The sequence below is a fragment of the Candidatus Babeliaceae bacterium genome (assembly GCA_041660765.1).
Lineage (GTDB): Bacteria > Babelota > Babeliae > Babelales > Babelaceae > JBAZVR01.
Window position 1 is genome coordinate 688624 of record JBAZVR010000001.1, and the last position, 23367, is coordinate 711990.

The 23367-nt window shown below is 38.9% G+C and carries 21 protein-coding genes, 2 tRNA genes and 4 rRNA genes; 9 read left to right on the forward strand and 18 right to left on the reverse strand.

Annotation, left to right across the window (positions count from 1 at the left end):
• Positions 1 to 12: 12 nt before the first annotated feature.
• From WC707_03855 to WC707_03870, 4 genes are all read left to right on the forward strand, one after another.
• A complete protein-coding gene (locus WC707_03855) occupies positions 13 to 1311 on the forward strand; it encodes a hypothetical protein (GenBank protein MFA6066293.1) in 1299 nt (432 codons plus the stop codon).
• Between the two features lie 291 nt (positions 1312 to 1602).
• On the forward strand, positions 1603 to 1935 hold the full coding sequence (locus WC707_03860) for a hypothetical protein (protein MFA6066294.1): 333 nt from the start codon (positions 1603 to 1605) through the stop codon (positions 1933 to 1935).
• A 379-nt stretch (positions 1936 to 2314) separates the two neighbouring features.
• Positions 2315 to 3001 carry a hypothetical protein gene (locus tag WC707_03865; protein MFA6066295.1) on the forward strand — a complete coding sequence of 229 codons (687 nt, stop codon included), beginning with the start codon at positions 2315 to 2317 and terminating at the stop codon, positions 2999 to 3001.
• A 254-nt stretch (positions 3002 to 3255) separates the two neighbouring features.
• Entirely contained in the window at positions 3256 to 3960 is a 705-nt protein-coding gene (locus tag WC707_03870) for a hypothetical protein (protein ID MFA6066296.1), read from the forward strand.
• Positions 3961 to 4036: 76 nt separating this feature from the next.
• Here WC707_03870 and WC707_03875 read toward each other — a convergent pair whose 3' ends face one another.
• The 3 genes from WC707_03875 to WC707_03885 form a co-directional block, all read right to left on the reverse strand.
• The gene (locus tag WC707_03875) at positions 4037 to 4348 is read right to left on the reverse strand and encodes a hypothetical protein (protein ID MFA6066297.1); all 312 of its coding nucleotides are present in this window, start codon (positions 4346 to 4348) and stop codon (positions 4037 to 4039) included.
• Between the two features lie 124 nt (positions 4349 to 4472).
• Positions 4473 to 5711, reverse strand: a complete 1239-nt coding sequence (locus WC707_03880) for an ATP-binding protein (GenBank protein ID MFA6066298.1) — start codon at positions 5709 to 5711, stop codon at positions 4473 to 4475.
• Between the two features lie 58 nt (positions 5712 to 5769).
• The gene (locus tag WC707_03885; protein ID MFA6066299.1) at positions 5770 to 6429 is read right to left on the reverse strand and encodes a transaldolase family protein; all 660 of its coding nucleotides are present in this window, start codon (positions 6427 to 6429) and stop codon (positions 5770 to 5772) included.
• A gap of 141 nt (positions 6430 to 6570) precedes the next feature.
• On the opposite strand from WC707_03885, the gene WC707_03890 reads away from it, so the two are divergent.
• The 4 genes from WC707_03890 to WC707_03905 are packed head-to-tail and all read left to right on the forward strand — an operon-like array spanning position 6571 to position 9217.
• On the forward strand, positions 6571 to 6738 hold the full coding sequence (locus tag WC707_03890; GenBank protein MFA6066300.1) for a DUF1328 domain-containing protein: 168 nt from the start codon (positions 6571 to 6573) through the stop codon (positions 6736 to 6738).
• Positions 6731 to 7144: a DNA polymerase ligase N-terminal domain-containing protein gene (locus WC707_03895; protein MFA6066301.1), complete on the forward strand. Its 414-nt coding sequence runs from the start codon at positions 6731 to 6733 to the stop codon at positions 7142 to 7144. The genes WC707_03890 and WC707_03895 overlap by 8 nt, the downstream gene beginning before the upstream one ends.
• Positions 7141 to 8001 carry a non-homologous end-joining DNA ligase gene (gene ligD / locus WC707_03900; GenBank protein ID MFA6066302.1) on the forward strand — a complete coding sequence of 287 codons (861 nt, stop codon included), beginning with the start codon at positions 7141 to 7143 and terminating at the stop codon, positions 7999 to 8001. The genes WC707_03895 and ligD overlap by 4 nt, the downstream gene beginning before the upstream one ends.
• Complete coding sequence (locus WC707_03905) at positions 7976 to 9217, forward strand: leucine-rich repeat domain-containing protein (protein ID MFA6066303.1); 1242 nt, start codon at positions 7976 to 7978, stop codon at positions 9215 to 9217. Before ligD ends, WC707_03905 begins: the two co-directional genes overlap by 26 nt.
• On the opposite strand, the gene leuS is transcribed toward WC707_03905, so the two are convergent.
• From leuS to WC707_03935, 6 genes are all read right to left on the reverse strand, one after another.
• On the reverse strand, positions 9210 to 11648 hold the full coding sequence (gene leuS / locus WC707_03910) for a leucine--tRNA ligase (protein ID MFA6066304.1): 2439 nt from the start codon (positions 11646 to 11648) through the stop codon (positions 9210 to 9212). The genes WC707_03905 and leuS overlap by 8 nt on opposite strands.
• A 2-nt stretch (positions 11649 to 11650) precedes the next feature.
• Positions 11651 to 12136 carry a hypothetical protein gene (locus WC707_03915; GenBank protein MFA6066305.1) on the reverse strand — a complete coding sequence of 162 codons (486 nt, stop codon included), beginning with the start codon at positions 12134 to 12136 and terminating at the stop codon, positions 11651 to 11653.
• Positions 12137 to 12140: 4 nt separating this feature from the next.
• The gene (locus tag WC707_03920) at positions 12141 to 12767 is read right to left on the reverse strand and encodes a hypothetical protein (protein ID MFA6066306.1); all 627 of its coding nucleotides are present in this window, start codon (positions 12765 to 12767) and stop codon (positions 12141 to 12143) included.
• A gap of 4 nt (positions 12768 to 12771) precedes the next feature.
• Positions 12772 to 13473, reverse strand: a complete 702-nt coding sequence (locus WC707_03925; GenBank protein ID MFA6066307.1) for a hypothetical protein — start codon at positions 13471 to 13473, stop codon at positions 12772 to 12774.
• A 28-nt stretch (positions 13474 to 13501) separates the two neighbouring features.
• The gene (gene brnQ, locus WC707_03930) at positions 13502 to 14662 is read right to left on the reverse strand and encodes a branched-chain amino acid transport system II carrier protein (GenBank protein ID MFA6066308.1); all 1161 of its coding nucleotides are present in this window, start codon (positions 14660 to 14662) and stop codon (positions 13502 to 13504) included.
• 61 nt (positions 14663 to 14723) lie between these two features.
• Entirely contained in the window at positions 14724 to 14867 is a 144-nt protein-coding gene (locus WC707_03935) for a hypothetical protein (GenBank protein ID MFA6066309.1), read from the reverse strand.
• Between the two features lie 143 nt (positions 14868 to 15010).
• Between WC707_03935 and WC707_03940 the strand changes: the two genes are divergently transcribed.
• Positions 15011 to 15661 (forward strand): hypothetical protein, encoded by a 651-nt coding sequence (locus WC707_03940; GenBank protein MFA6066310.1) that lies wholly within the window; start codon positions 15011 to 15013, stop codon positions 15659 to 15661.
• 13 nt (positions 15662 to 15674) lie between these two features.
• On the opposite strand, the gene WC707_03945 is transcribed toward WC707_03940, so the two are convergent.
• The 9 genes from WC707_03945 to WC707_03985 all read right to left on the reverse strand — a co-directional run bounded on the left by WC707_03945 (position 15675) and on the right by WC707_03985 (position 23143).
• Positions 15675 to 16157: a hypothetical protein gene (locus WC707_03945; protein MFA6066311.1), complete on the reverse strand. Its 483-nt coding sequence runs from the start codon at positions 16155 to 16157 to the stop codon at positions 15675 to 15677.
• 5 nt (positions 16158 to 16162) lie between these two features.
• Entirely contained in the window at positions 16163 to 16840 is a 678-nt protein-coding gene (locus WC707_03950) for a hypothetical protein (protein ID MFA6066312.1), read from the reverse strand.
• Between the two features lie 33 nt (positions 16841 to 16873).
• Positions 16874 to 17557: a hypothetical protein gene (locus WC707_03955; GenBank protein ID MFA6066313.1), complete on the reverse strand. Its 684-nt coding sequence runs from the start codon at positions 17555 to 17557 to the stop codon at positions 16874 to 16876.
• 189 nt (positions 17558 to 17746) lie between these two features.
• A 5S ribosomal RNA gene (gene rrf, locus WC707_03960) occupies positions 17747 to 17861 on the reverse strand.
• Positions 17862 to 17962: 101 nt separating this feature from the next.
• Positions 17963 to 18077, reverse strand: a 5S ribosomal RNA gene (rrf, locus tag WC707_03965).
• Between the two features lie 97 nt (positions 18078 to 18174).
• Positions 18175 to 21192: ribosomal RNA gene (locus WC707_03970) — 23S ribosomal RNA — on the reverse strand.
• Positions 21193 to 21314: 122 nt separating this feature from the next.
• A tRNA-Ala gene (locus WC707_03975) sits at positions 21315 to 21390 on the reverse strand.
• Positions 21391 to 21434: 44 nt separating this feature from the next.
• Positions 21435 to 21511, reverse strand: a tRNA-Ile gene (locus tag WC707_03980).
• Positions 21512 to 21602: 91 nt separating this feature from the next.
• Positions 21603 to 23143, reverse strand: a 16S ribosomal RNA gene (locus WC707_03985).
• Together the 16S, 23S and 5S rRNA genes with 2 tRNA genes alongside form the textbook arrangement of a ribosomal RNA operon.
• Positions 23144 to 23367: the final 224 nt, after the last annotated feature.

Here is a 23367-nt window from a genome sequence, read left to right on the forward strand (position 1 = left end):
AGGAGAAGCATTATGAAAAATTATTATAGCAAGATTATGTATGTAGCAAGCTTTCTTATTGCTTCTATGCAATTGGTCTTTTCTCAAGAAAAAATACTGGTCAATATTGACCGAAATATTCGAGAGCTAGATGAAGCAACCTCATGTAATATCGGCGATTGGGACAATAACCTAACAAATGCTTGCAAATGCTGTTTAGTTAAAAAAACCCCTCAGTTAGATCAGGGTAAAACTGCCGAAGAAATCATCAGCGAATGTATTCAAAAAGAGCATTGCACGCAGGCGCTTATTGATACGCTCAAAGGACAATCAAGCAACTTGGCATCAACTTTACGCGCATTATATGACAAGTCTGTCATCATAAAACAACTGGACGTTAATGGCATCTCTTTTGATGATAATGGTAATTTTACAGAAAAGGGCGTGGTTACTTTTTTGGAAAGAGCTTACAAAGAAGGCAAATTACCGCACGATGATTTTAAATCAGTAACATGCTTGTCCGCAAAAAATATCCCGGAAGAAAAGGGTTATGCAACCACTCAACTATTTTTAATTAATTCTACATGCGGCAAAAACAAAACTTCATATATCCTTAAAGAAATGGCTGATAAATATACAGAAGCACGCCATCTTGCCGATTTTTATGGTATTAAAAGTTTAGATCAACTTATTTGGCCAAAGATAAAGCCAGGCTATCCATCATTGGCCATTCCTATCGCCCTAATTACATATGACAATCATTATCTATCTTTGATGCCAACAGCACCCGGAACATCTTTAGATAAATATATGCAAAAATATATATCAGAACCAAATGAGCTCAATAAAAAACTTGTTAAAGAAGCCTATTTTGAAGTTGGACGAGCTATGGCAAAATTTCATCAACTATATATGAAAAAAAATGGAAAAAAGCTTACCCCTACAACAATTCATGGCGATTTACATCATAAAAACGTTTTTTATGATCCTGCAAAAAAACGTGTTGTTTTAATTGATAATGAGCGCGTTCCAGGTTTTTTTAAAACTCCAGAATCTGCCGTTACAGATATTGGAACCATATTTTTTGTTAGCACATTTGATGGAATTATAGTCCCAGGAAATTTGGACAAAGAAGCTTGGCTCTCGATGGTTATTCCCGCATTTTTGAAAGGATATGTGAGTCAGTACCCAAAAAATAACCGCCGAGATGTACTTCAAGAAATTATTATGGGCTTAAAAGATTTTGCATTCGGAACCAATCGAGCATTCACTTTTGAACGCTACCATCACATACTTGATCAGTACAATACCCTAAAAAAAATAGGCCTATGATAGTATTTCAAGCGCATCATTATAATGATGCGCTTGAAATAAAAGAATAAGCTTTAGTTATTTATTTTTGGCTCCATGTTATCAACTGATACGCTACTCCAAGTGCCGCGACAGGCACAGCAAACTTTGCACCGGTTCGCAGAGCGGGCTTATCTTCAAATGACTGCATGCAATAATAAAAATTGCATGTGATAGATTGTTTTTTTCCATATTTTCTTATGTGGCACACTTGATCGTTACTTTAAATTCCATGGCACGGCTATAACATCTTCGGTAGTGGCATCATATTTTATGCACCCTGTATACAATTGGTATGGGCCTCAACCAATTACACCAATACCTACTATTGCAAAAAATATTCCATTATTGTTTATACATTCGTGTGACGACATGATAACACCGGTATACTGCTCTCAGCTTTTGAGTAAAATGGCTCGAGACAACGGCAACAATGATGTGTATTATCTCGAACTGAGCAGTGCCACCCATGGGCAGTATCAATTGAGTCATGAAGCGCAAAAATATCAAGATATTGTTCATGCTTTTTATCAACGATACGATATTCCGCACGACCCCGCCGCCGCCCGCGGCCTTGTCCACCTCGACGCCTGCCGCCTGGGATAAACACACGACAGGACTTCATGCTAATAAGCTCGCCGACCCTAATTTAGGGATAAAAATGGCGCAAAATAGCTCGCAATCGGTGATTTAGAAGAAATCGTAGCTACGCCTGGCAGGCGTAGCTACGAAGTAGCGAAGGCTGGTGCGCCATAGCCCTTAGAGCGATAGCGTAACCTATACGACCCTTCAATACCCTTTAATATATCGATCCTATCGCTACTTCCAACCCTTACCACCCCAGTGCTCACGTAGATGCCCTCGCCCCTATCCCCTACCCCTGCCACCTAGGTAAAAAATAGGTTAAAAAATTGACAAATGTGATTTTTATGGTACTATTATAGTAAGTACACTAAGTAAAACAAAATTAATTTAAAGGGAAAATATGATAAAAAAGCTTACAAAATTCTTATTAATACCGTTATTAGTAACCGCTCAGATACAGTCCATGGAAAACGCAGAGGTGGTTGACACAAGAGCAATCAAAGCCCTTGGCGCTGCAGCTTTATTTTGTGGAGCCTACTACGGCGCAAATCTCACAGCCGCGGTCCTTCATGAGCTGGGACACGCTACAACAGGTAAGGCTTTGTATAACGACCCGATTAATATTACTCTGGGACAGACGCCGAAGTCATCTACTATAACCTTTAAAATAAACGTCTCAACAGGTGAGTATGACGAAGTTGAAAACACTGAAGGTATTTTATATAAAAATCCGTATGTGACTATCAACAGAAATTTTTTTAAAAATGGCGGAGGCTCTAGTCATAATCTGGATAAGGATTCACGAATCAAAAATTTTATAGTCAGTGCCGCTGGCCCAGTAGTAGGAACATCATTTGGCGCACTCATAACAAAATATGCTCCATATCCTTATAATGTAATAGGAATTCCTATTATTATAACCAACTTAACTCAATTTATTCCCTTCAATATTAATGGATCTACAAGTGATGGAAGAAATATGGTAAAGCAAATATTTGATACAAACAAAAAATACAGAAAATTTGATGTGGATGAAGCTAAAGCTGCAAAATATTTTAAAGCAAAATATTTTGCAATGGTGGAATAGTTTGCGCAGGCATGGGACTGGCTATGGCTCGCTCCCTAGGTTATTATTAAATTCTTGTCTAACAATCTGTCTTAAATATTAAAAATAAGGGCGTTCAAAATTGAACGCCCTTATTTTTTTACTTAACTAATTTTGCCCACCTCAATACCTGCCATTTGAAATAAAAATATATAAAAAAATTGACAAATGTAATTTTTATGTTATTATTAGATTAATTACACTAAAGTAAAATAAAATTAACATCAGGGAAAATCATGGTAAGATTTACAAAATTCTTATTAATACCTTTATTAATAACTGCTCAAATAAGGTCTATAGAAAATAAAGATATAGCTATAGGCGCGGCGAAAGCCGTTGGCGTTGCCGCGCTCTTTTACGGCGCGTATTACACAGCAAACCTCACCTCAATAGTAGCTCATGAAGCGGGGCATGCTACGGCAGGAAAAATTTTATACAATGATCCAATTAAGTTGGTGTTTGGATGGGGGTCTTCCGGTGTCTTTAACCAAGTCGAAGATGTTTTATTCAAAAATAAGTACATAACGGTCGATAAAAGTTTTTTTAAAGACTATGCGGGATTTTCTTGCGGAAAACCTTTGGACGGCGAGAACCGCAATCGAATGAAAAACATACTCATCGACGTCGCTGGTCCACTGGCCGGAACAGCCTTTGGTGCACTTATAACAAAATATGCCCCATATCCCTATAATATTATAGGAGCTCCTATAATTATTGAAAACTTAACCCAATTAATTCCCATAAATCTCGATAACCAATCATTCAGTGACGGAAGAGACATAATAAAACAAATCTTTTATCCGAACAGAAAAATATACAGAAAATTTGACATTCACAGGTCTAAGGCTGAAAAAATATTAAAGGCAAAAGACATTTGTAATGGTGGAATAGTTTGCGCAGGCATGGGACTGGCTATGGCTCGCTCCCTAGGTTATTATTAAATTCTTGTCTAACAATCTGTCTTAAATATTAAAAATAAGGGCGTTCAAAATTGAACGCCCTTATTTTTTTACTTAACTAATTTTGCCCACCTCGACGCCTACAGGCTTGTGCCGTTGCAATAACTTCTGATACAACACTCGCTGGTTTATTAATAAACTCTGCGGTTATATCTATGACTTCATTTGCCAGTGCTGCATTGGGATTTGCAAGAATATTTGTTATAGTAGCGACTTCTGTTGATTCTGTAACAGCCTGCAGTAATATGCCTGTTGCCGTATTAGACCTTATGCGTAATGAGCAACAGAAAATTTTATAGTTTCGCTCGCCCTGCCTGTGCGCCGTAGCCTCGGCGTAGGCGTAAGTGGCAAACCGAATAACTAATCCCACTTGAACCTATGCACCCTAACCCTTCGATACATCGCTCTAAGAGCGGCACTCAGGGCGACGGGTGCATGCATTCAAACAAATTAAGTTATAAATTTAATTACGCATTATGTGAAGCACTTGATCGTTACTTTAAATTCCATGGCACGGCTATAACATCTTCTGTAACTCGATAACAGATATCCCCAGCATATATCACTACGCCTTTTGCGATATTTAAATGTGGATACGTAGCCCTAAAAGCTTCAATGCCACGAATATCACTTTTACTTACAACTGTAGCAGACTTGACTTCTATGGGATAAAATCGACCGTCAATTTCAACAAGAATATCAACCTCGGCTCCGGCCAATGTCCGCCAATGATAAAAATGGGGGGCCATGGGCAGTGCACCGCAAAATCCTTTTATCATATTAAAGCAATATGATTCAAAAAAGGCTCCCTGCATAGGACTTGCAGCTAAAGCCTCCGGCGATGATATGCGCTGTAAATAGCACGCAAGACCAGTATCAGAAATAATACCTTTGGGCTTAAGCGACAATCTTTTAATGGCATTCATATGAAAAGGGGGCAATTCTGACCATTGATAGGTATGCACAAGTAACCGCAGCCAACGCTGCGCTGTTTTTGGAGCAACGCCAAGCTCTCTTCCCAACTGAGAATAATTTATTTCCTGCGAAGTTAAAGCCGATAACAATGATAAAAAAGTACCAAATGCTGACAAGTCTTCTATATTTTCTAACAGCCGAACATCTCGCTCAACGTACGTTTGCACATATGAAGAAAAATAAAAAGGCAATGCATTGTTTGGCAAATCGATAGTCCCAGGCATTCCACCACGCCATATAGCCTCTATACGCGATGGCACATGTTGCAATAATTCTGAAGAATTTTTAAAAAAAGTATCCGGGTTCTTTAAATACTGCAAAAACCAATTTTTTTCGACATCAAATTCATCATACATTTCATGCGGTGTCATAATACCAATGGGAATAATCACCACCCTTCCAGCCAAACTTTCTGAAACCGACTTTAAAATTGATAATTGCTGGGATCCTGTCAAAAAATATTGCCCGGGTGCATCAGAAGTGTCGGCAAATCTTTTTAATGAAGGTAATAATTCTGGAACAAACTGTATCTCATCTAAAATTAATGGCGAGGTAAAATCTTTTAAAAAAAGATCGGGATTGTTACGTGCGTTATAAATATCCTGAACTGGGTCAAAAACAAATATCTTGATATCTGGAAACATATGAGCCAATAATGAACTTTTCCCAACCTGCCGCGCACCGACCAAGAATATTATTTTAAATAATTTTGAAAAATCTTTAATAAGCTTTTCATAAATACGTTTCTTATAATTCATAAAACACCTCGTTAATTAATCATAACAATACCATTTTACTAGGTGTTTTATCAATATTTTATGGAAATTGCTTAACTCCAAGCTTTTTCCAATCGGCTTCAAAGATATCTATACCGATTTCTGAGAGCGGATGATAGAGAGATTTTTCGAAGATATCGGTTGATACTGTTACGATATCAGCACCATGCAAGGCGGCTTGATGCATGTGCCATACAGAGCGTACTGATGCTGCCAAAATTTCGGTCTCATAGCCGTATGTGTCAAATATTTCTCGCACATCGCTCACAACTTGCAAGCCTGCGCCATCAATATCTTCTAGTCTGCCAATAAAAGGAGAAATATAATCAACGCCGAGCTTTGCCATCATCAGTCCCTGCAATGCCGTAAACACCAACGTAATATTGAGTGATATATTCGCATCGACAAGTTTTTTAATAACAGAACAGTATTCCGGCCAACAGGGGATTTTAACAACAACATTATCAGAAATAGCTGCAATCTTTTTTGCCTGCTCAAAGACAGCGTTCGGATCTTTTTCTGTTACTTCTACGCTCACGGGGCTATCCCCCATGAGTTTGCAAATATTTTTAATAACTTCTATGGGCAAACCGGCTTCTTTGCTCAGTGACGTTGGATTTGTGGTTATACCGTCAATAAGCCCAGAATTTGACCACTTCTGAATATTTTGAATATGCGCTGTATCTAGAAATATTTTCATACCATACTCCTGTTAATTTTTTATTACAGCACAGTATATAAAGCGAGCCTTTTAAATACAATAGTATTGCTTCTGCTCACATTTTTTTAATATACGTAAAGTGTAAACATTTTTAGATACTTAAAAATATAAAGGGAAACTATGTTACTTTATTGGGCAGCAGTATTTTTTATTATCGCACTAGCAGCAGGCATTTTAGGCTTTACCAGCATTGCTCGTGAAAGCAGCGCCGTAGCTCGCATTTTATTTTTTGTTTTTATCATACTTTTTTTGATTTCTGCCATCATGGGAACAGGGTACTTTGCATAAACATATTTTTGTTGTGCAAAAGCATGACGCAAGCCACCTTCACTACGATTTTAGGCTGAAAATCGGCAATGTATTAAAATCATGGGCCGTACCAAAAGGCCCTCCTACAAAACTTAATGAAAAAAGACTAGCCATACCAACTGAGGATCATCCGCTAGCATACGCAACATTTAGCGGGACTATACAAGAAGGTAACTACGGTGCGGGGACCGTAAAAATATGGGATCACGGTACATATTATTCTCTCAAGCAAGAATCCCTCGAAGAATCTTATGATAATGGACGCATGGAAATATGGCTCGAGGGGAAAAAACTTACGGGTCCCTACGCACTTATCAAAACTCATCTTGGAGATAACAACTGGCTGTTGTTTAAAATAAAAAAAACAGGATTACAAAAAACGTGATTAAAAAAAATGTAGAAATAAGTAATCCTGACAAAATATTATTCCCAAAAAGTGGAATCACAAAACACAATATTATTACATATTATCAAAATATCGCAGATCACCTATTGCCCTTTATGCACAATAGGCCACTTACCATGCACAGATTCCCAAATGGAATAGACCATGAAGGGTTTTATCAAAAAAATGCGCCGGATTTTTTCCCCAGTTGGATAAAAACGATACCAATTGCCAAAAAAAATGGCGAAATAACCCATTATATTGTCTGCGAAAACATAGAAACGCTTACCTGCCTTGCAAATAGCGCATGCATTACACCGCACTTATGGCTGAGCACCATAGACAAGCTCCAACAACCTGATCGCTTAATATTTGATCTTGATCCATCAAGTAACGACTTTGATCTCGTGAAAAATATTGCACATAATCTCAAAAAACTATTAGAAGAACTTGGGCTTACGCCCTATCTTATGGCAACAGGGTCTCGTGGTCTCCATGTAATAGTACATATTAATCAAAGAGATAATTTTGATACCGTACGCGAATTTGCACATAAGTGCTCTTATATACTAGAGCATGACAGCCCCCAACATGTTACGCTCGATATTCGTAAAGACAAACGCGGCAAAAAAGTATTTATTGATACGCTCCGTAATAGTTTTGGAGCAACAGCTGTTGCTCCGTATGCTGTCCGAGCACGCGAACATGCCCCTGTTGCAACACCACTTTACTGGGAAGAGCTTGCTGATCGCACATTACGTTCAGATATGTTTACGATCACCACCATATTTGATAAAATAACCTATGACGGAAACCCATGGAAAACATTTCATGGTACAAAAAATCAACTCACGTAATCACATAATCGAAAATATAATCATGCTGAAAAAATATTTTATTATATTGTTTTATTGCGCATCTATACACAGCATGCGTAACGGCAATCAAATAATGGCTATCATTGAAACATCGGACAAAGCATGTGTAACAATTCCAGCTGCATATATAAGCAAGTTAACATTTCATCAAAAAATTTTGCACGCCATAGAAAACAGCATAGGTATATTTATGCATCATGCCCAACCATCAAGCATTCTTGCATTTCTTGGTATATGTATTAAATACCATGATATTGATGCCGCAAACCCTTTTATACCTGAATATAAAAAAACTTCACAGCTCGCTCGGTATCTTTATCAAGAAACAAAAATAAGCAAACATACGCTTAAAGACCTTGTTGAACTTGCACGATATCACAAAGCTCCTAACAGTATAAAAAATGCTCTTTACTGTTTATGTGCTCACACATTAACACCAGAAGAAATAGAAAAATTTGATACGCCAATCTACAACAATATTGCACGATATTATTACCTGCTAACGCATGAAAAACTGAATAATTTCCCCAAAAATATTACAATCGATGTAAACGAATACATGACCTACAATGCCCCACTTCTCGTGGATAAAAATAAAACACTTAATCTGGAAGAATATACTATCTCTGATCTATCAGGCATTGAAAACATACACGATATTAGAACAACGCAGAGCCTGTTCGTAGCACACAATACATTACGCACGCTGCCTGTACAATTTTCAGCTACGCTCAACAATATGCAAAAACTCGATCTTAGCCATAATGAACTTGCAGCATCATGCTTAGAAAATATACACGACTTACCACAGGTAATACATATCGATATCAGCAATAATAGAATTGACTATATCCCAGAAAAATTTGGCCATAATTGCCCAAAACTCCAAGAACTCAAATTACATAACAATACAATAGCAACTATCGCTCCAAAGTGGCTCAAAACGTGCAAAAAAGTAAACACGCTAGCCCTCAATAACAACCACTTAGAAAGTATACCGTATTATTTTTTGCAACAACTGCCAGAACTTACTGATCTTGATCTTTCACATAATAGACTTTCAGAGTTTCCGCACAAAGAGCTGCCATATGCAACAGCTCTTTACAATCTCAACCTTGAAAATAATGCACTGTCGACAAAAACCATAGAAGAAATACAAGCAGTGGCAGGCACAAAAGTTATCTTAACTATTTAATAACAAAGTTAATAATTTTATCGGTAACATAAATAACTTTAACAATCGTTTTATCCTGCAACCATTGAGCAATTTCTTGTCGGGCCAACGGCTCAACGACCAACTGTGATTGTCCCACCGAAAGATTAATACTTGCGCGTAATTTGCCGTTAACCTGAACCGCTATAGTTACCTGAGACGTTTGAACAAAATCAGGATTATACGTAGGCCACGTACATGTATCAAGCTGCTTATGTAATATTTTTTCTAAGAGTTCACTCGCGATATGGGGTGCCATAGTAGATAACAACACTAAAACTGATTCCATGCTTTCTTTATTTAAACGCATATCTTTCTCAAGAACATCATTTAAAAACTCCATAAATGCAGGTATAGCAGTATTCGGCTTAAATGCATCCAAACGCTCCTGAACTTGCTTAATCAAGACATGAACACGCCGCGTTACTTCTTCGGTTTCTTGTTCAACCAAAGTTTTTGGCTGCACCATATGCGCCCACAATCTATTCAGAAAGCGCTTAATCCCCTCCAAGCCATTATCCTGCCATTCGCAGTCTAATTCTGGTGGCCCCATGAAAAGAATATACATACGCAGCACATCAGAACCGTATCGTTCAACAATATCATCAGGGTTTACTACGTTGCCTTTTGATTTTGACATTTTCTCTACAAGCCCAGATTTTTCTGAATATTTACAGACCATACCCTGATTAAACAAATGACTAAATGGCTCATCAAAAGATAAATAACCTGCGTTATACAAAAATTTTACATAAAAACGCGCGTATAAAAGATGCAAAATAGCATGCTCTATCCCACCGACATATAAATCAACGGGCAGCCAATAATTCATGTCTTTTTGACTAAATGGTTCGTCTTGTAAATCTGGATTTGGATAACGTAAAAAGTACCAACATGATCCTGCCCACTGCGGCATAGTATTTGTTTCTCTTTTTGCAGGACCCTTGCACGTTGGACATACGGTATTAACCCATTCGCTTATGCCCGCAAGAGGAGATTCGCCCGTTCCTGTTGGTTGATATTTTTCAACAATCGGCAACTTCACCGGAAGTTCACGTTCCGGCACGGGCACAATGCCACACTTATTACAATGAATAAGTGGTATCGGCTCGCCCCAATAACGTTGACGAGAAAAAACCCAATCACGCAATTTATAGGTGACTTTTTTTTCTGCAAGACCCTTTTCTACGCAATAATCAGCAATTTGTTGCCGTACCTGTGCGGCAACTTTACCAGTAAATGGTGCCGGCTCAATTAAGATGCCATGCTGCGTATCGGTATAACATACTTCAAAACGTTCAACTTTTTTGCGTTCTTCAGCGTCGGTAGGAAATAAAACGGCTTTTAATCGAATATTGTATTTTTTTGCGAATCTAAAATCACGCTCATCATGCGCAGAACATTTAACAATGCCTGTACCATAATCAGCAAGTACAAAACTAGCAACCCAAATAGGCAACTCGCCATTGCCTACAGGATCTACAATATATTTTCCCGTAAATACACCGAGTGGATCTTGCACTAATTTTTCAGGATTATTTGCACGAGCTTCGATAATTTTTGCACATGTATCCAAAATCTCTGCTTTATTATCAACGCCTTCTAATAGCTTGGGTAATAAAGCATGATCAGGCGCTATCACAACAAACGTATCTGCTGAAAACGCTTCAAAATGAGTTGAATATGTTTGTATAACAAGATCAGAATCTTTTACCGGAGCTGTAAAAACAAGCCCTTCACTTTTACCAATCCAATTACGTTGCATCGCCTTAACTTTTTCAGGCCATTCAAGTTTATTAAGACCATCCAATAATTGCTCTGCATATTCAGTAATTTTGAGCACCCACTGCCGAACATTCTTTTGCTCAACGTGCGTACCGCAACGCTCACACGCATTGCTCACCACTTCTTCATTAGCAAGCCCCGTCAAACAAGATGGACACCAGTTAATGGGCACAAATGATTCATACGCAAGACCAGCCTTAAACATTTGTACAAAAATCCACTGCGTCCATTTATAATAATCAGGATCAGTGGTATTAAGTTCTTTTGACCAATCATACAATGCGGCAACTTGCTCAAGCTGTTTTTTAAAAGCAGCAATATTGCGTTCAGTACTTATTTGAGGCTGAATGCCCTTTTTAATAGCATCGTTTTCTGCAGGCAATCCAAAGGCATCCCAGCCCATTGGATGTAATATATTATAGCCCTGTAACCATTTTATACGCGCATAAACATCCGATAACACATATCCACGCCAATGACCAACGTGCAGGCCAGAACCGGAAGGATACGGAAACATATCTAAACAATAAAATTTCTTACCATCCCCCGTAGGTTTTGTTTTTGCTGGAGGATTTTTCGCCCACCGCTCCTGCCATTTTTTTTCTATTGGCGTAAAGTGATATATCATGTTTATATCTCAGATTTATCTGTAGTTTTACTTCTATTATAAATTTCTATTTCTTGTCCGACTTTTTCTTGTTTTTTATTTTTAATAAAATCTTCTAACGCTTGTCTTATAACTTTACAATCTTGCTGTGAATCAACATCAGAAGATTTTTGCATAATCGACACAATGCCATAATCAATCAATTTCTCATATTGCTCCACAGGAAAGCTCATATTACCAGCAACCTGATTAATTCCAGAAGCGAGCACATCTTGTAAATTATTTTTTTTATTTCTTACTCGAGATAATTCACATTTTGCTTGAGAAATATATTTATTATTACGCGATGCGCTTTCCAATTCACTCACAAGTTCAGTCTCTTCCGCTTCAAGCTCTCGCAACATGTTGTTTGCCACGGATAATTGTTTTTCAGAAACAATCATATTCATTGGCGTTAAAACAGAATAAACCGTTACCAATACAATAAAAATATATTTTTTAGATATCATAGCTTCAAATCTCTGATTTTGGGTTATTATTCTCTTCAACTGACAAAACATGTATTTTCTTTAAAAGCTCTTCGTGAGCGGCAATTTTTATGGGATCATCACCAACAAATGTCGACAGAACGTCAGCTGTTTCTTGCAACCGTTTCAGCGCCAATTTTTTTTTATTTTTATCATCCTGCGGCTTTGATCCAATGAACCCCTTCAAGTGTGTATACTGCTCAGCAAATAATAAACATTCGCCCTTTTTTTTATCAAATTTAGCATTAAACGCATGTGCTAACGACTGTATCTGTTTTTTTTTCATAAACCCAGCCATCAGCTGCTTATTTGTTGCATCAAGAGATACCAGCACCGCATGCTCTTCATATCCATCTAACAGCCCGCTTTTGATACTATCTGATAACGTTTCTTTCTCATCTTGCAATACTTTTTCTAAAGCATCAAGATTGTTACCCATGCCAACTAATGCTTCAGAGCAATCTTCTGTGACAACAAAATTCATAGGAGTTGAATGCGTAGCGAGCAGCTTCTCTTCTGGCGATAAAATCTTGCGCTTAACCGATCTACTATTCCCGCCCTCTTCCATGGCATAACTCATAGAAACAGCAAGCAGCATTACCACATATATCATAGTTTTACATTTCTGATTTTGGATCATTATTATTTGCTTGAGACGCTTGCTTATTTTTTAAGTTTTTCGCCTCTTGCATTTGTTGTTTACACTTTTTAACCAAATTCTGCACTTCCCCGTAATTACCAAGATCATCTATAATCATATCACCCTGTTTCAAGATTATTGTATGATGCAATTGATTTATTAAAGACTTTTGTATCGTAATATTTGATAATGCATCATGAAGCTCCTGTATTTTTAATTCTGCATTATTCAACTGTTCAACAGAATATTGATTCTTGTACTGATCAATCTTTAGAGCCGCATTTTGTAGATTATTTATCAGTTTTTGCTCCCTCTGTAGAAGCAAGTTAAAAACAGACTTTAACACGAGCTTGTCATTTGGCGTAACATAATTTTCCATCCGAAAAGTAGGCCGGCTGGGCGCACTCAAAGCCCTTAGCTCATCCATATAACTATCAACTTCAACTGCTTTATCTTTTTTTACTCTATCGGTTGATATTTGTATCTCATGTATGGTTAATGCCCTTTTTATTGGACTCTTCTTCATTGATTTACCAACATGCGCAGAACCAGGCGCAGACGAAGATTTTACTATCTTATCAGGAAATTTTTGAGTAATATCCTTCTGATATTTCGTCATACCTTCTTCCATAGCATAAACACTGGAAATAGCACATAACAATACAAAAATAAAATTCATAAAAAACCCCTGGCTTTTATAATTAAAATTATAATAATGAAACATATATAACATACAAAAGAGTTATAGCCACCGGCAATTTAATATACTTAAATCCAAATAGCTTATACAGTATATTACATAATGTAATAACAATAAAGATCGGATAAGCGGCGACAATAAAAGGAACAGAAAAATCCAAGATTGCTGTAAGTCCCATGCGAGCAATTGCGGCCGTAGTCACCAAAACTAAGCCTACAGAATGCATGTAATTAATGTTACCACGCAAGAGTGAATGTTGAACATAATCAGCAACAACTGCCGTTAATGACACCGTTGTTGTAAAGCATGCCAAGAACACGGTTAAACCTATCAAAGCAGCGCCATACGTTCCTAAAATCCTTAATGAAATAGCGCTAAATATCTGTCCTTCATTAAGAGCTTCCAACCCATGCCCGTGAAATGCGCCTAAATACCCCATGCCAACATATACCCCAGCCAATAAAAATGCAGCGCAAATACTAGAAATGCCAGCGATTTTAATAGCATTGCGTGTTGACGTTTTTTCATCAGCGTGCGCATAACGAGTTAACAATGAAACAATCATAGATCCAAAAAAAATCGACCCTATTAAATCGAGCGTATAATAGCCATAATGAAGACCATCAATAAATAATTTTTTTACAGAAAATGCACTTGGCGTGATCGTAACTCCCTTTACCATACCAATAACAATAATGAGAAGTATGCTCGTCACTTTAAGCGGACTTAAAAATTTACCAATAATATCAAGCAATCGACTTGGCTTATACGTAGCAAAAAAAGTTAAGCTCAAAAAGAAAACAGCAAAAATCAGTGGCGACATTGCCGGTAAAAACGGTTGCAACATTTCATAAGACAACATCACAATACGAGGCATAACCACCAACGGCCCAATAATCATCATACAAAAAAGCGTTGCTATAAAACCAAATGGTGTACCAAGCCTATCAAAAAAAACTCGATAATTTCCATTAAATGAAACAATGGCCAATAAGCCGAGCAAGGGCAAAATAACTCCCGTTACAATAAACCCCGCAAGCCCCGCCAAAACATTGCTACCAGACTCCATGCCAACACGTAACGGAAACATCAAATTACCAGCACCAAAAAGCATCGCAAATATAGTCAAGCTTGTCATAACAACAATAGATAAAAATTTCTTATTCATAAAATCTTTCAAGTAAAAAAGGAGAAAAAATAAAGGCTAAAAATAATAAAAAATATGAGGCTTACCGCCACATATTACACGAAAAAACGGCCGGACAACAACCCGCGCCATACAAAATACATGATACATGTGATGAGATAGATAATGAGATGGATGCTGCCTGAGCATTTCGCACGTCAGACTTACTGTGACTGCGAGTGGACATGATGACTCCTTAAGATGAATTATTAATAATTTCTCAAGATAACAAAATACCAAAAAAACGCAAGCGGATTCCCCTTGGCAAGTGACTCAATAACGGTTAGGATTATTAATAAAAACATCTCTTTACATATAAAAAAGGTAATTGTGAAAATACAAGAACAAAAGCCCACACCCGTCGTTACAGAACACGATGAAAACATACTTGTTGTTAAACGAACAGACCTATTCCCGGTTATTGCATGGCATGGCCTACAAGAAGTCGACCAAGCCTATTTTAGCAACATAATAAGCCAAAAAAAGCAATTTTTGCCGCGCTCCCAAATGGAGCTCGATCCTGAATATAAGCAGATTATCCCGTATCTTATTTTTACTTATGAAGATACGTTTTTCTTAATGCAACGCCAACCTCATGCAACCGAGCAGCGGCTTAAAAGTAAAATGAGTCTCGGTATTGGTGGTCACATCAGAGAGGAAGATATCACTGGTGACGATATTATCAGCTGGGCTACGCGCGAATTTGAAGAAGAAGTTGATTATAAAGGGTCTTATACAGTAGAACCGCTCGGCCTTCTCAATGACGATTCGAATGAAGTCGGTAAGGTTCATGTTGGATTTGTCTATCTCCTCCGCGGCGACTCCCCACTTATTAGCGTCAAATCAGAACTAAAAAGCGGAAGACTTGTCACGTTAGAAGAATGCGATATGCATTATGATACGCTGGAAACATGGTCACAAATTGTTGTTGATTTTCTTCTTGAGTGCTCAGAAGGCAGTGGCTGCTGCTGCTCAAAATAAGTAATTAGCTATATTAAAGAAGGGCACGGTTTTTCACCGTGCCCTTGTGCATTAAAATTATATTTTCTTTTAACAATGGATAACGCTTAAGCATTCGCTCATGCTTTAGTTTTTCACCCTCTTCATGGGAAGCTCCCCAACGTGTTACAATCCAGGGCGTATAATATTTCTTTAATATTTCAAAAATCTTTTTCGTTTTTTTAATATTATTATTATTTTGATCTCCGTCCACATAACAATAACTCATAAATCGCAACATAGAATCTACCGCAAATTTTTTAAAGCCAATGCCTATTCCTTCAGAAATTTGTAAAGATTTGAAAAATTGAAGAGGTGATTTATCTTGAAGTTCTAATTTTTCTTCATCAAGCCTCCCTATCATGTGCTTCCAAACGTCAGGAACGGCTTGCTTTAATTTATCAATATCATAAGCACATGCGCCTTTAAACGAAGCAGATAAACATACAATTGTTAAAAAATATCGTAACAATTTCATAAATTTCACCTTCGCGTTTTTGCTGAATCAACATAATAATAATACGTAGAACCGCCCCAACGGGATTTTGCGCCGCCGGTCCAAGAATGTATTGTAATTTTTTTCTTAATCACATAATTAATATAGTATTGGAACCACTTTTTCATCGATCCGGGATTACTTAATCCAATCTCACATGCGGCTTTATCTAAAATCTGTAAACATTCATTAATCAATTCTGAGCGCTTTTTTTGATTAATTTTTGTTGGCTTTTCATCATAAAGCGCTTCATACAAGACATATATGAACAAATCTTTTGAACAATTTTGATATTCAGGGTTAAAAATAACATCTAAAATTTTTCTACTTTTAGCATACGTACCATGACATTCGGTGCAAAAAGCAATATCCGTTGCATAACAATATCTAAAAAATTTGTTCCAGTCTTGTTCAAATTCTACAGCATTATAAAAAAAAGTTACCGCCGAGTACTCTTCAACTGTAAGAAGCGGGCACTTATCTTTACTCAAATCTTTAAATTTTAAATAATAATATTTAAACTTACTCATATTTTTTATATCAGCATGAGCATCTCTAAAGTGTGCCACCGTATTATAAACATGACTTGGCATGTCAGTTGCAGAAAAAAGCTGGCTCGATATTACTAAAGCTAAATTAAAAATATAATATTTTAAAAAACGCATAATTACCTCGATTAGTTATTATTACTGATTCTTCTAGTGATAAAAAATGACTCCAGCATAACAAAGCGTTCCATATTTTTTTTCTAAAGGAAATTCAATACCCGAATCTAATCTTGTTTTTTTAATAATATCGTCACCCGATTTATATAATTCAGTAAATTTGTTATATAAATGCATGAGCTCTAAACGCTTCTGCACACTTTTGCTTGAAGCAGATTCGTCCTTACATATCAATGCTGCTTTTTCTTCATCTGACAAAGGTCTTTCATAGATAACATTAAATAACCTATCATAAGCTTCATTATTGAGATTTGCTTGCCAAGCATGTCTAACGCAATATGGTACACCATCAAAGTGCTCTACATCTAATACAGAGCCTGTTATATACGGATATTCTGCATAAAAAGTCAAAATGTTTTTGGTTTTTTTAATATTATTATCATTTTGGTCACCAGTAATGTAGCAATAATCTAAAAACTTAAACCAATAATCAATTTCACATTGTTTATAACAGGCTTTAATCGCATCGGTTAATTTATCAGCTTTAACATATTCAATGCAGTATTTTTTTAAATACGCTTTATTTTCAAGCATATCTTCTACCCTGTACTTTAACGGCTCTGAAGCGATCTTTAACTTATCAATATCATAGGCGCATGCACCTTGAAATGAAGCCGATAAACATACAATTGTTAAAAAATATCGTAATAATTTCATAAATTTCTCCATCAATCTATTCTTATTATTTAAATAATTATATTACAAATATTATACTAATCTATAATTTTGTCAAATTTACATCTGTGTAATTATTCAAATAGAAAGCTGCCAGGGGTTATCATAGCGCATTTTCAAGAAAATTAGGCATAAAAAAAGCCCCGAGCATAGCTCGAGGCGTAATTTAATCCCTGGCAGTACCTACTCTTCCAGCCCGTTACCAGGCAAGTACAATCGGCGCTGTAGACTTAACTTCCGTATTCGGAATGGGAACGGGTGTGACCCCACAACTATACCCACCAGGAAAATCTTTAAAATTTGTATTACTAATCTTTTTTCTTATCTCTAAACTAATATAACCTAGATAAAAAAAGCCCCGAGTGTAACTCGAGGCCCTAATTTAATCCCTGGCAGTACCTACTCTTCCAGCCCGTTACCAGGCAAGTACAATCGGCGTTGTAGACTTAACTTCCGTATTCGGAATGGGAACGGGTGTGACCCTACAACTATACCCACCAAGGAAATTTTTCAAATTTTTATTTGTGTCTTGAAATACATGCAATGTAAACTTAATTCCCTAAAATTTTTATCGTTAGCAAAGACGTTTTATAAAAAACGTGATTAAAACATTCGATTTATTAGTACTGGTTAGCTGAACACATTACTGTGCTTACACACCCAGCCTATCGACCTCGTAGTCTTCAAGGAATCTTATTTTTTGGATTGCTCCAAAAAGGGGTATCTTATCTTGAGGCGAGTTTCCCACTTAGATGCTTTCAGCGGTTATCTCTTACGAGCGTGGCTACCCAGCTTGCTTATGGTAAACAACTGGAACACCAGAGGCTCACTCATTCCGGTCCTCTCGTACTAGGAACAACTCCTCTCAAATACCCTACGCCCACGACGGATAAGGACCGAACTGTCTTGCGACGTTCTGAACCCAGATCACGTACCGCTTTAACTGGCGAACAGCCAGACCCTTGGGACCTTCTCCAGCCCCAGGATGCGATGATCCGACATCGAGGTGCCAAACCTCCTCGTCGATATGGACTCTCAGAGGAGATCAGCCTGTTATCCCCGGCGTACCTTTTATCCATTTAGCAATAGCCCTTCCATTCGGAACTACTGGATCACTAACTCCTGCTTTCGCACCTGCTCGACGTGTATGTCTCGCAGTCAAGCTCCTTTATGCGTTTACGCTCTACCGACGATTTCTATTCGTCTTGAAGGAACCTTTGAATGCCTCCGTTACATTTTGGGAGGCGACCACCCCAGTCAAACTGCCCACCAGACACGGTTCTTCGCCCGGCTTACGGGAATTCGAAGTTAGATCTTCAAACAGACAAGGGCGGTATTTCAAGGTTGGCTCCATGCAAGCTAGCGCTCACACTTCAAAGCCTCCCGCCTATCCTACACATATCGATCCAAAAATCAATGTCAAGTTACAGTAAAGGTGCACGGGGTCTTTCCGTCCAGTCGCGGGAAACCGGCATTTTCACCGGTACTACAAATTCACTGAGTGTATCATTAAGACAGCGCCCAACTCGTTACGCCATTCATGCAGGTCGGAACTTACCCGACAAGGGACTTCGCTACCTTAGGACCGTTATAGTTACGGCCGCCGTTTACCGGGGCTTCAATTCAATGCTTCATCTTGCGATTGACATCTCCTATTAACCTTCCGGCACTGGGCAGGCGTCAGACTCTATACATCCTCTTACGAGTTCGCAGAGCCCTGTGTTTTTGTTAAACAGTCGGTTGGGCCTCTTTGTTGAAACCTAAAAATGCTTTCCAGATATAATCTAGTAACATTATAGGCACCTCTTCTCCCGAAGTTACGAGGCTAATTTGCCGAGTTCCTTAATGATAATTATCTCAACGCCTGAGCATTTTCAGCCCGTCTACCTGTGTCGGTTTGCGGTACGATCACTTATACAACTCGCTAGAGGTTTTTCTAGTCAGTGTGGGATCAGTCAAACACGTCTCGCTACTAGAGCTCAACATGCCCATCATACTTCAAGGATAGCAATTTCGCGGATTTGCCTACGAAATTCCTCTTTGTACTTAGATTGGCAAACCATGAGCCAAAATAACCTACCCTACTGCGTCACCCCATCACTCAATCGCTGATAAGTGGTACAGGAATATTTTACCTGTTTTCCATCACCTACTCCAATTGGCCTCGGCTTAGGGATCGACTAACCCTGAGCGGATGAACCGATCTCACGGAAACCTTAGACTTACGGCGAATAGGAATCTCACCTATTTTTTCGTTACTTATACCAACATATTCACTTCTCTAGCCCATCACCTGTCTTTACAGTCAAGCTCGTATCTGCTAGAGAACGCTCCCCTACCCCTGCGTTAAATAAATTTAACACAAGCCATAGCTTCGGTAATTTGTTTGAGCCCCGCTCGTTTTTAAGCGCAAAAACACTTGACCAGTGAGCTATTACGCTTTCTTTAAAGGATGGCTGCTTCTAAGCCAACCTCCTGGCTGTCTGTGTATTTTCACTTCTTTTACCACTTAACAAATATTTAGGGACCTTAGCTGATGGTCTGGGCTGTTTCCCTCTCGACTATGAGGCTTATCCCCCACAGTCTGCCTCCTGTTTTCTAGCGTTGCGGCATTCAGAGTTAGTAAAAGTCCGGTAAGCTTGCGCCCCCAAAACTTAAACTGTGCTTTACCTCCACAACGGATCCAACAAGGCTATACCTAAATATATTTCGGGGAGAACCAGCTATTTCCCAGTTTGATTAGCCTTTCACTCCTATCCACACCTCATCCGAGCAGTTTTCAACCTACACCGGTTCGGACCTCCATCTCATTTAACTGAGACTTCATCCTGGACATGGATAGCTCACTAGGTTTCGGGTCTATCACATGCTACTTAACGCCCTATTCAGACTTGCTTTCGCTACGGCTCCGTTCTTTCTAAACTTAACCTTGCAACATACGATAACTCGTTGGCTCATTATGCAAAAGGTACGTGGTTGCGCGTACGTATACATCGCTTCCACCGCTTGTAGACAATTGGTTTCAGTTTCTATTTCACTCCCCTCTCGGGGTTCTTTTCACCTTTCCCTCACGGTACTTGTTCACTATCGGTCATCAAGTAATATTTAGCCTTACCCGATGGTCTGGGCAGATTCCCGCAGAATTTCACGTGCTCTACGGTACTCGGGAGAATAGATACTTATTATATTTAACTTTTCGCTTACAAGACTGTCACTTTCTATGGTTGCCCTTTCCAGAACAATTCGGCTAAATTAAATATTACATAAGCTAAAGATTGCGCTCTTTAATCATCTAAATCCCACTACCCCTATAACACAACGCACGCAGGCTATCACATGTTATAGGTTTAGGCTGTTTCCCTTTCGCTCACCACTACTGAGGAAATCACGTTGTTTTCTCTTCCTAACGCTACTTAGATGTTTCAGTTCACGTCGTTCGCTTCTTTACCCTATGTGTTCAGATAAAGATACCTTAGGTCAACTAAGGTGGGTTTCCCCATTCGGAAATCTCCGGATCGTAGCTTTATTGACAGCTCCCCGAAGCTTATGGCAGCCTTACGCCTCCTTCATCGCTTCTTGATACCAAGGCATCCACCAAAAGCCCTTTTCAATTAATCACAAACTTTACTAACTTATATTGAGATAAACTCAGTTATTTGTAGAATTAAATTTACATTACATATATTTCAAAGAACACAAAATTTTTATAAACATCGAAAAAAATTCAACATACCTTTTTTGGTGGAGATGATCGGATTCGAACCGATGACCTCCTGCGTGCAAGGCAGGCGCTCTACCAACTGAGCTACATCCCCCTAAGATTACAAATCTTGCTAAAACAAGATGGGAGGCTAGGCTATGGTGGGCCTAAGTCGACTTGAACGACTGACCTCCCCGTTATCAGCGGGGTGCTCTAACCACCTGAGCTATAGGCCCGGTATGTCTGTATATTAAAAGCCTATGATTTTGCAATCATAAAACACACCTTAAAAACTTTAAATTTTAAGATATTAAAGAATCTCCCTCGAAAGGAGGTGATCCAGCCGCAGGTTCTCCTACAGCTACCTTGTTACGACTTCACCCCAATCACTCTCCATACCTTCAGCACTCGCCTCCCTTGCGGGTTAGCTAAAATGATTTCGGGTACAAACAGCTTTCGTGGTGTGACGGGCGGTGTGTACAAGGTCCGAGAACGTATTCACCGCGTCGTTCTGATACGCGATTACTAGCGATTTCAACTTCATGAGGTCGGGTTGCAGACCTCAATCCGAACTTAGATTGGTTTTTTGAGATTGGCTCACTTTTACAAGCTTGCAACTCTTTGTACCAACCATTGTAACACGTGTGTCGCCCTAGGCATAAGGACCATGCGGACTTGACGTCATTCCCGCCTTCCTCCTGGTTTCCCAGGCAGTCCCATTAGAGTGCCTTCTTACGAAGTAGCAACTAACGGCAGGAGTTGCGCTCGTTAAAGGACTTAACCCAACATCTCACGACACGAGCTGACGACAGCCATGCAGCACCTGTGTAATTGTTCGAAGTTACCCTCGAAAAGCTCTATCTCTAGAGCGGTCAAATACATGTCAAGCCTAGGTAAGGTTCCTCGCGTAGTGTCGAATTAAACCACATGTTCCACCGCTTGTGCGGACCCCCGTCAATTTCTTTAAGTTTTAATCTTGCGACCGTACTCCCCAGGCGGATCACTTATCGCGTTAGCTACGACACTAATCTTGCAATGCAAGAACAACGTCTAGTGATCATCGTTTACGGCGTGGACTACCAGGGTATCTAATCCTGTTTGCTCCCCACGCTTTCGTGCCTCAGTGTCAGGAATAGACCAAGAAGCTGCCTTCGCCATCGGTGTTCCTCTCGAGATCTACGCATTTTACCGCTACTCCGAGAATTCCACTTCTCTCTTCTATCCTCTAGCGTACCAGTATCTACCACTGACTCCCGGTTAGGCCGAGAAATTTAATGATTGACTTAATACACCACCTACACACCCTTTACGCCCAATAAATCCGAATAACGCTCGCACCCTTCGTATTACCGCGGCTGCTGGCACGAAGTTAGCCGGTGCTTTCTCTAATGGTACCGTCATTATACAGCTGTATTAAAGCTGCGTTTTTCTTCCCACTTAACAGAAGTTTACAATCCGAAGACCTTCATCCTCCACGCGGCGTCGCTGCGTCAGGCTTTCGCCCATTGCGCAAGATTCCTCACTGCTGCCTCCCGTAGGAGTCTGGACCGTGTCTAAGTTCCAGTGTGGCCGTACACCCTCTCAGGCCGGCTAACCATCATCGCCTTGGTAGGCCTTTACCCCACCAACTAGCTAATAGTACGCAGGCTCGTCTTTTAGCGACAGCAAAGAGGCCATCTTTCTCCCCGAAGGGACTTATGCAGTATTAATCTCGATTTCTCGAGGGTATTCTTCACTAAAAGGTAGATTCCCACGCGTTACTCACCCGTTCGCCGCTTTACTCAGCCCGAAAGCCTTTCTCGCTCGACTTGCATGTGTTAGGCACGCCGCCAGCGTTTATTCTGAGCCAGAATCAAACTCTCCATCACAAAAATTGTAATTGGATATGATCGCAAAATCATAGGCTAAATTTTTAGAAATTTTTTTCGAATATTTCAAAGAAAATTTTTTATCAATCAAGGCGGTTTGCCTTGCTACTGCTTCCTTTTGAAGACTCAAATAATTCTACCAGTTTATTATTGAATGTCAACGTTTTTTATTAAATTGTTTTCAAGCTGTTTTTCGATACAAAATTCAAAAAACACAATAAAAA

Bases quoted from the DNA above. Each gene is read 5' to 3' on its own strand.
- WC707_03920 (MFA6066306.1), bottom strand. From the start codon at position 12,767: ATGATATATGTGGTAATGCTGCTTGCTGTTTCTATGAGTTATGCCATG.
- WC707_03915 (MFA6066305.1), bottom strand. From the start codon at position 12,136: ATGATATCTAAAAAATATATTTTTATTGTATTGGTAACGGTTTATTCT.
- WC707_03860 (MFA6066294.1), top strand. From the start codon at position 1,603: ATGCACCCTGTATACAATTGGTATGGGCCTCAACCAATTACACCAATA.
- WC707_03855 (MFA6066293.1), top strand. From the start codon at position 13: ATGAAAAATTATTATAGCAAGATTATGTATGTAGCAAGCTTTCTTATT.
- WC707_03935 (MFA6066309.1), bottom strand. From the start codon at position 14,867: ATGTCCACTCGCAGTCACAGTAAGTCTGACGTGCGAAATGCTCAGGCA.
- WC707_03885 (MFA6066299.1), bottom strand. From the start codon at position 6,429: ATGAAAATATTTCTAGATACAGCGCATATTCAAAATATTCAGAAGTGG.
- WC707_03870 (MFA6066296.1), top strand. From the start codon at position 3,256: ATGGTAAGATTTACAAAATTCTTATTAATACCTTTATTAATAACTGCT.
- WC707_03905 (MFA6066303.1), top strand. From the start codon at position 7,976: ATGGTACAAAAAATCAACTCACGTAATCACATAATCGAAAATATAATC.
- WC707_03950 (MFA6066312.1), bottom strand. From the start codon at position 16,840: ATGCGTTTTTTAAAATATTATATTTTTAATTTAGCTTTAGTAATATCG.
- leuS (MFA6066304.1), bottom strand. From the start codon at position 11,648: ATGATATATCACTTTACGCCAATAGAAAAAAAATGGCAGGAGCGGTGG.
- WC707_03890 (MFA6066300.1), top strand. From the start codon at position 6,571: ATGTTACTTTATTGGGCAGCAGTATTTTTTATTATCGCACTAGCAGCA.
- WC707_03945 (MFA6066311.1), bottom strand. From the start codon at position 16,157: ATGAAATTGTTACGATATTTTTTAACAATTGTATGTTTATCTGCTTCG.
- WC707_03865 (MFA6066295.1), top strand. From the start codon at position 2,315: ATGATAAAAAAGCTTACAAAATTCTTATTAATACCGTTATTAGTAACC.
- WC707_03955 (MFA6066313.1), bottom strand. From the start codon at position 17,557: ATGAAATTATTACGATATTTTTTAACAATTGTATGTTTATCGGCTTCA.
- WC707_03925 (MFA6066307.1), bottom strand. From the start codon at position 13,473: ATGAATTTTATTTTTGTATTGTTATGTGCTATTTCCAGTGTTTATGCT.
- WC707_03880 (MFA6066298.1), bottom strand. From the start codon at position 5,711: ATGAATTATAAGAAACGTATTTATGAAAAGCTTATTAAAGATTTTTCA.
- brnQ (MFA6066308.1), bottom strand. From the start codon at position 14,662: ATGAATAAGAAATTTTTATCTATTGTTGTTATGACAAGCTTGACTATA.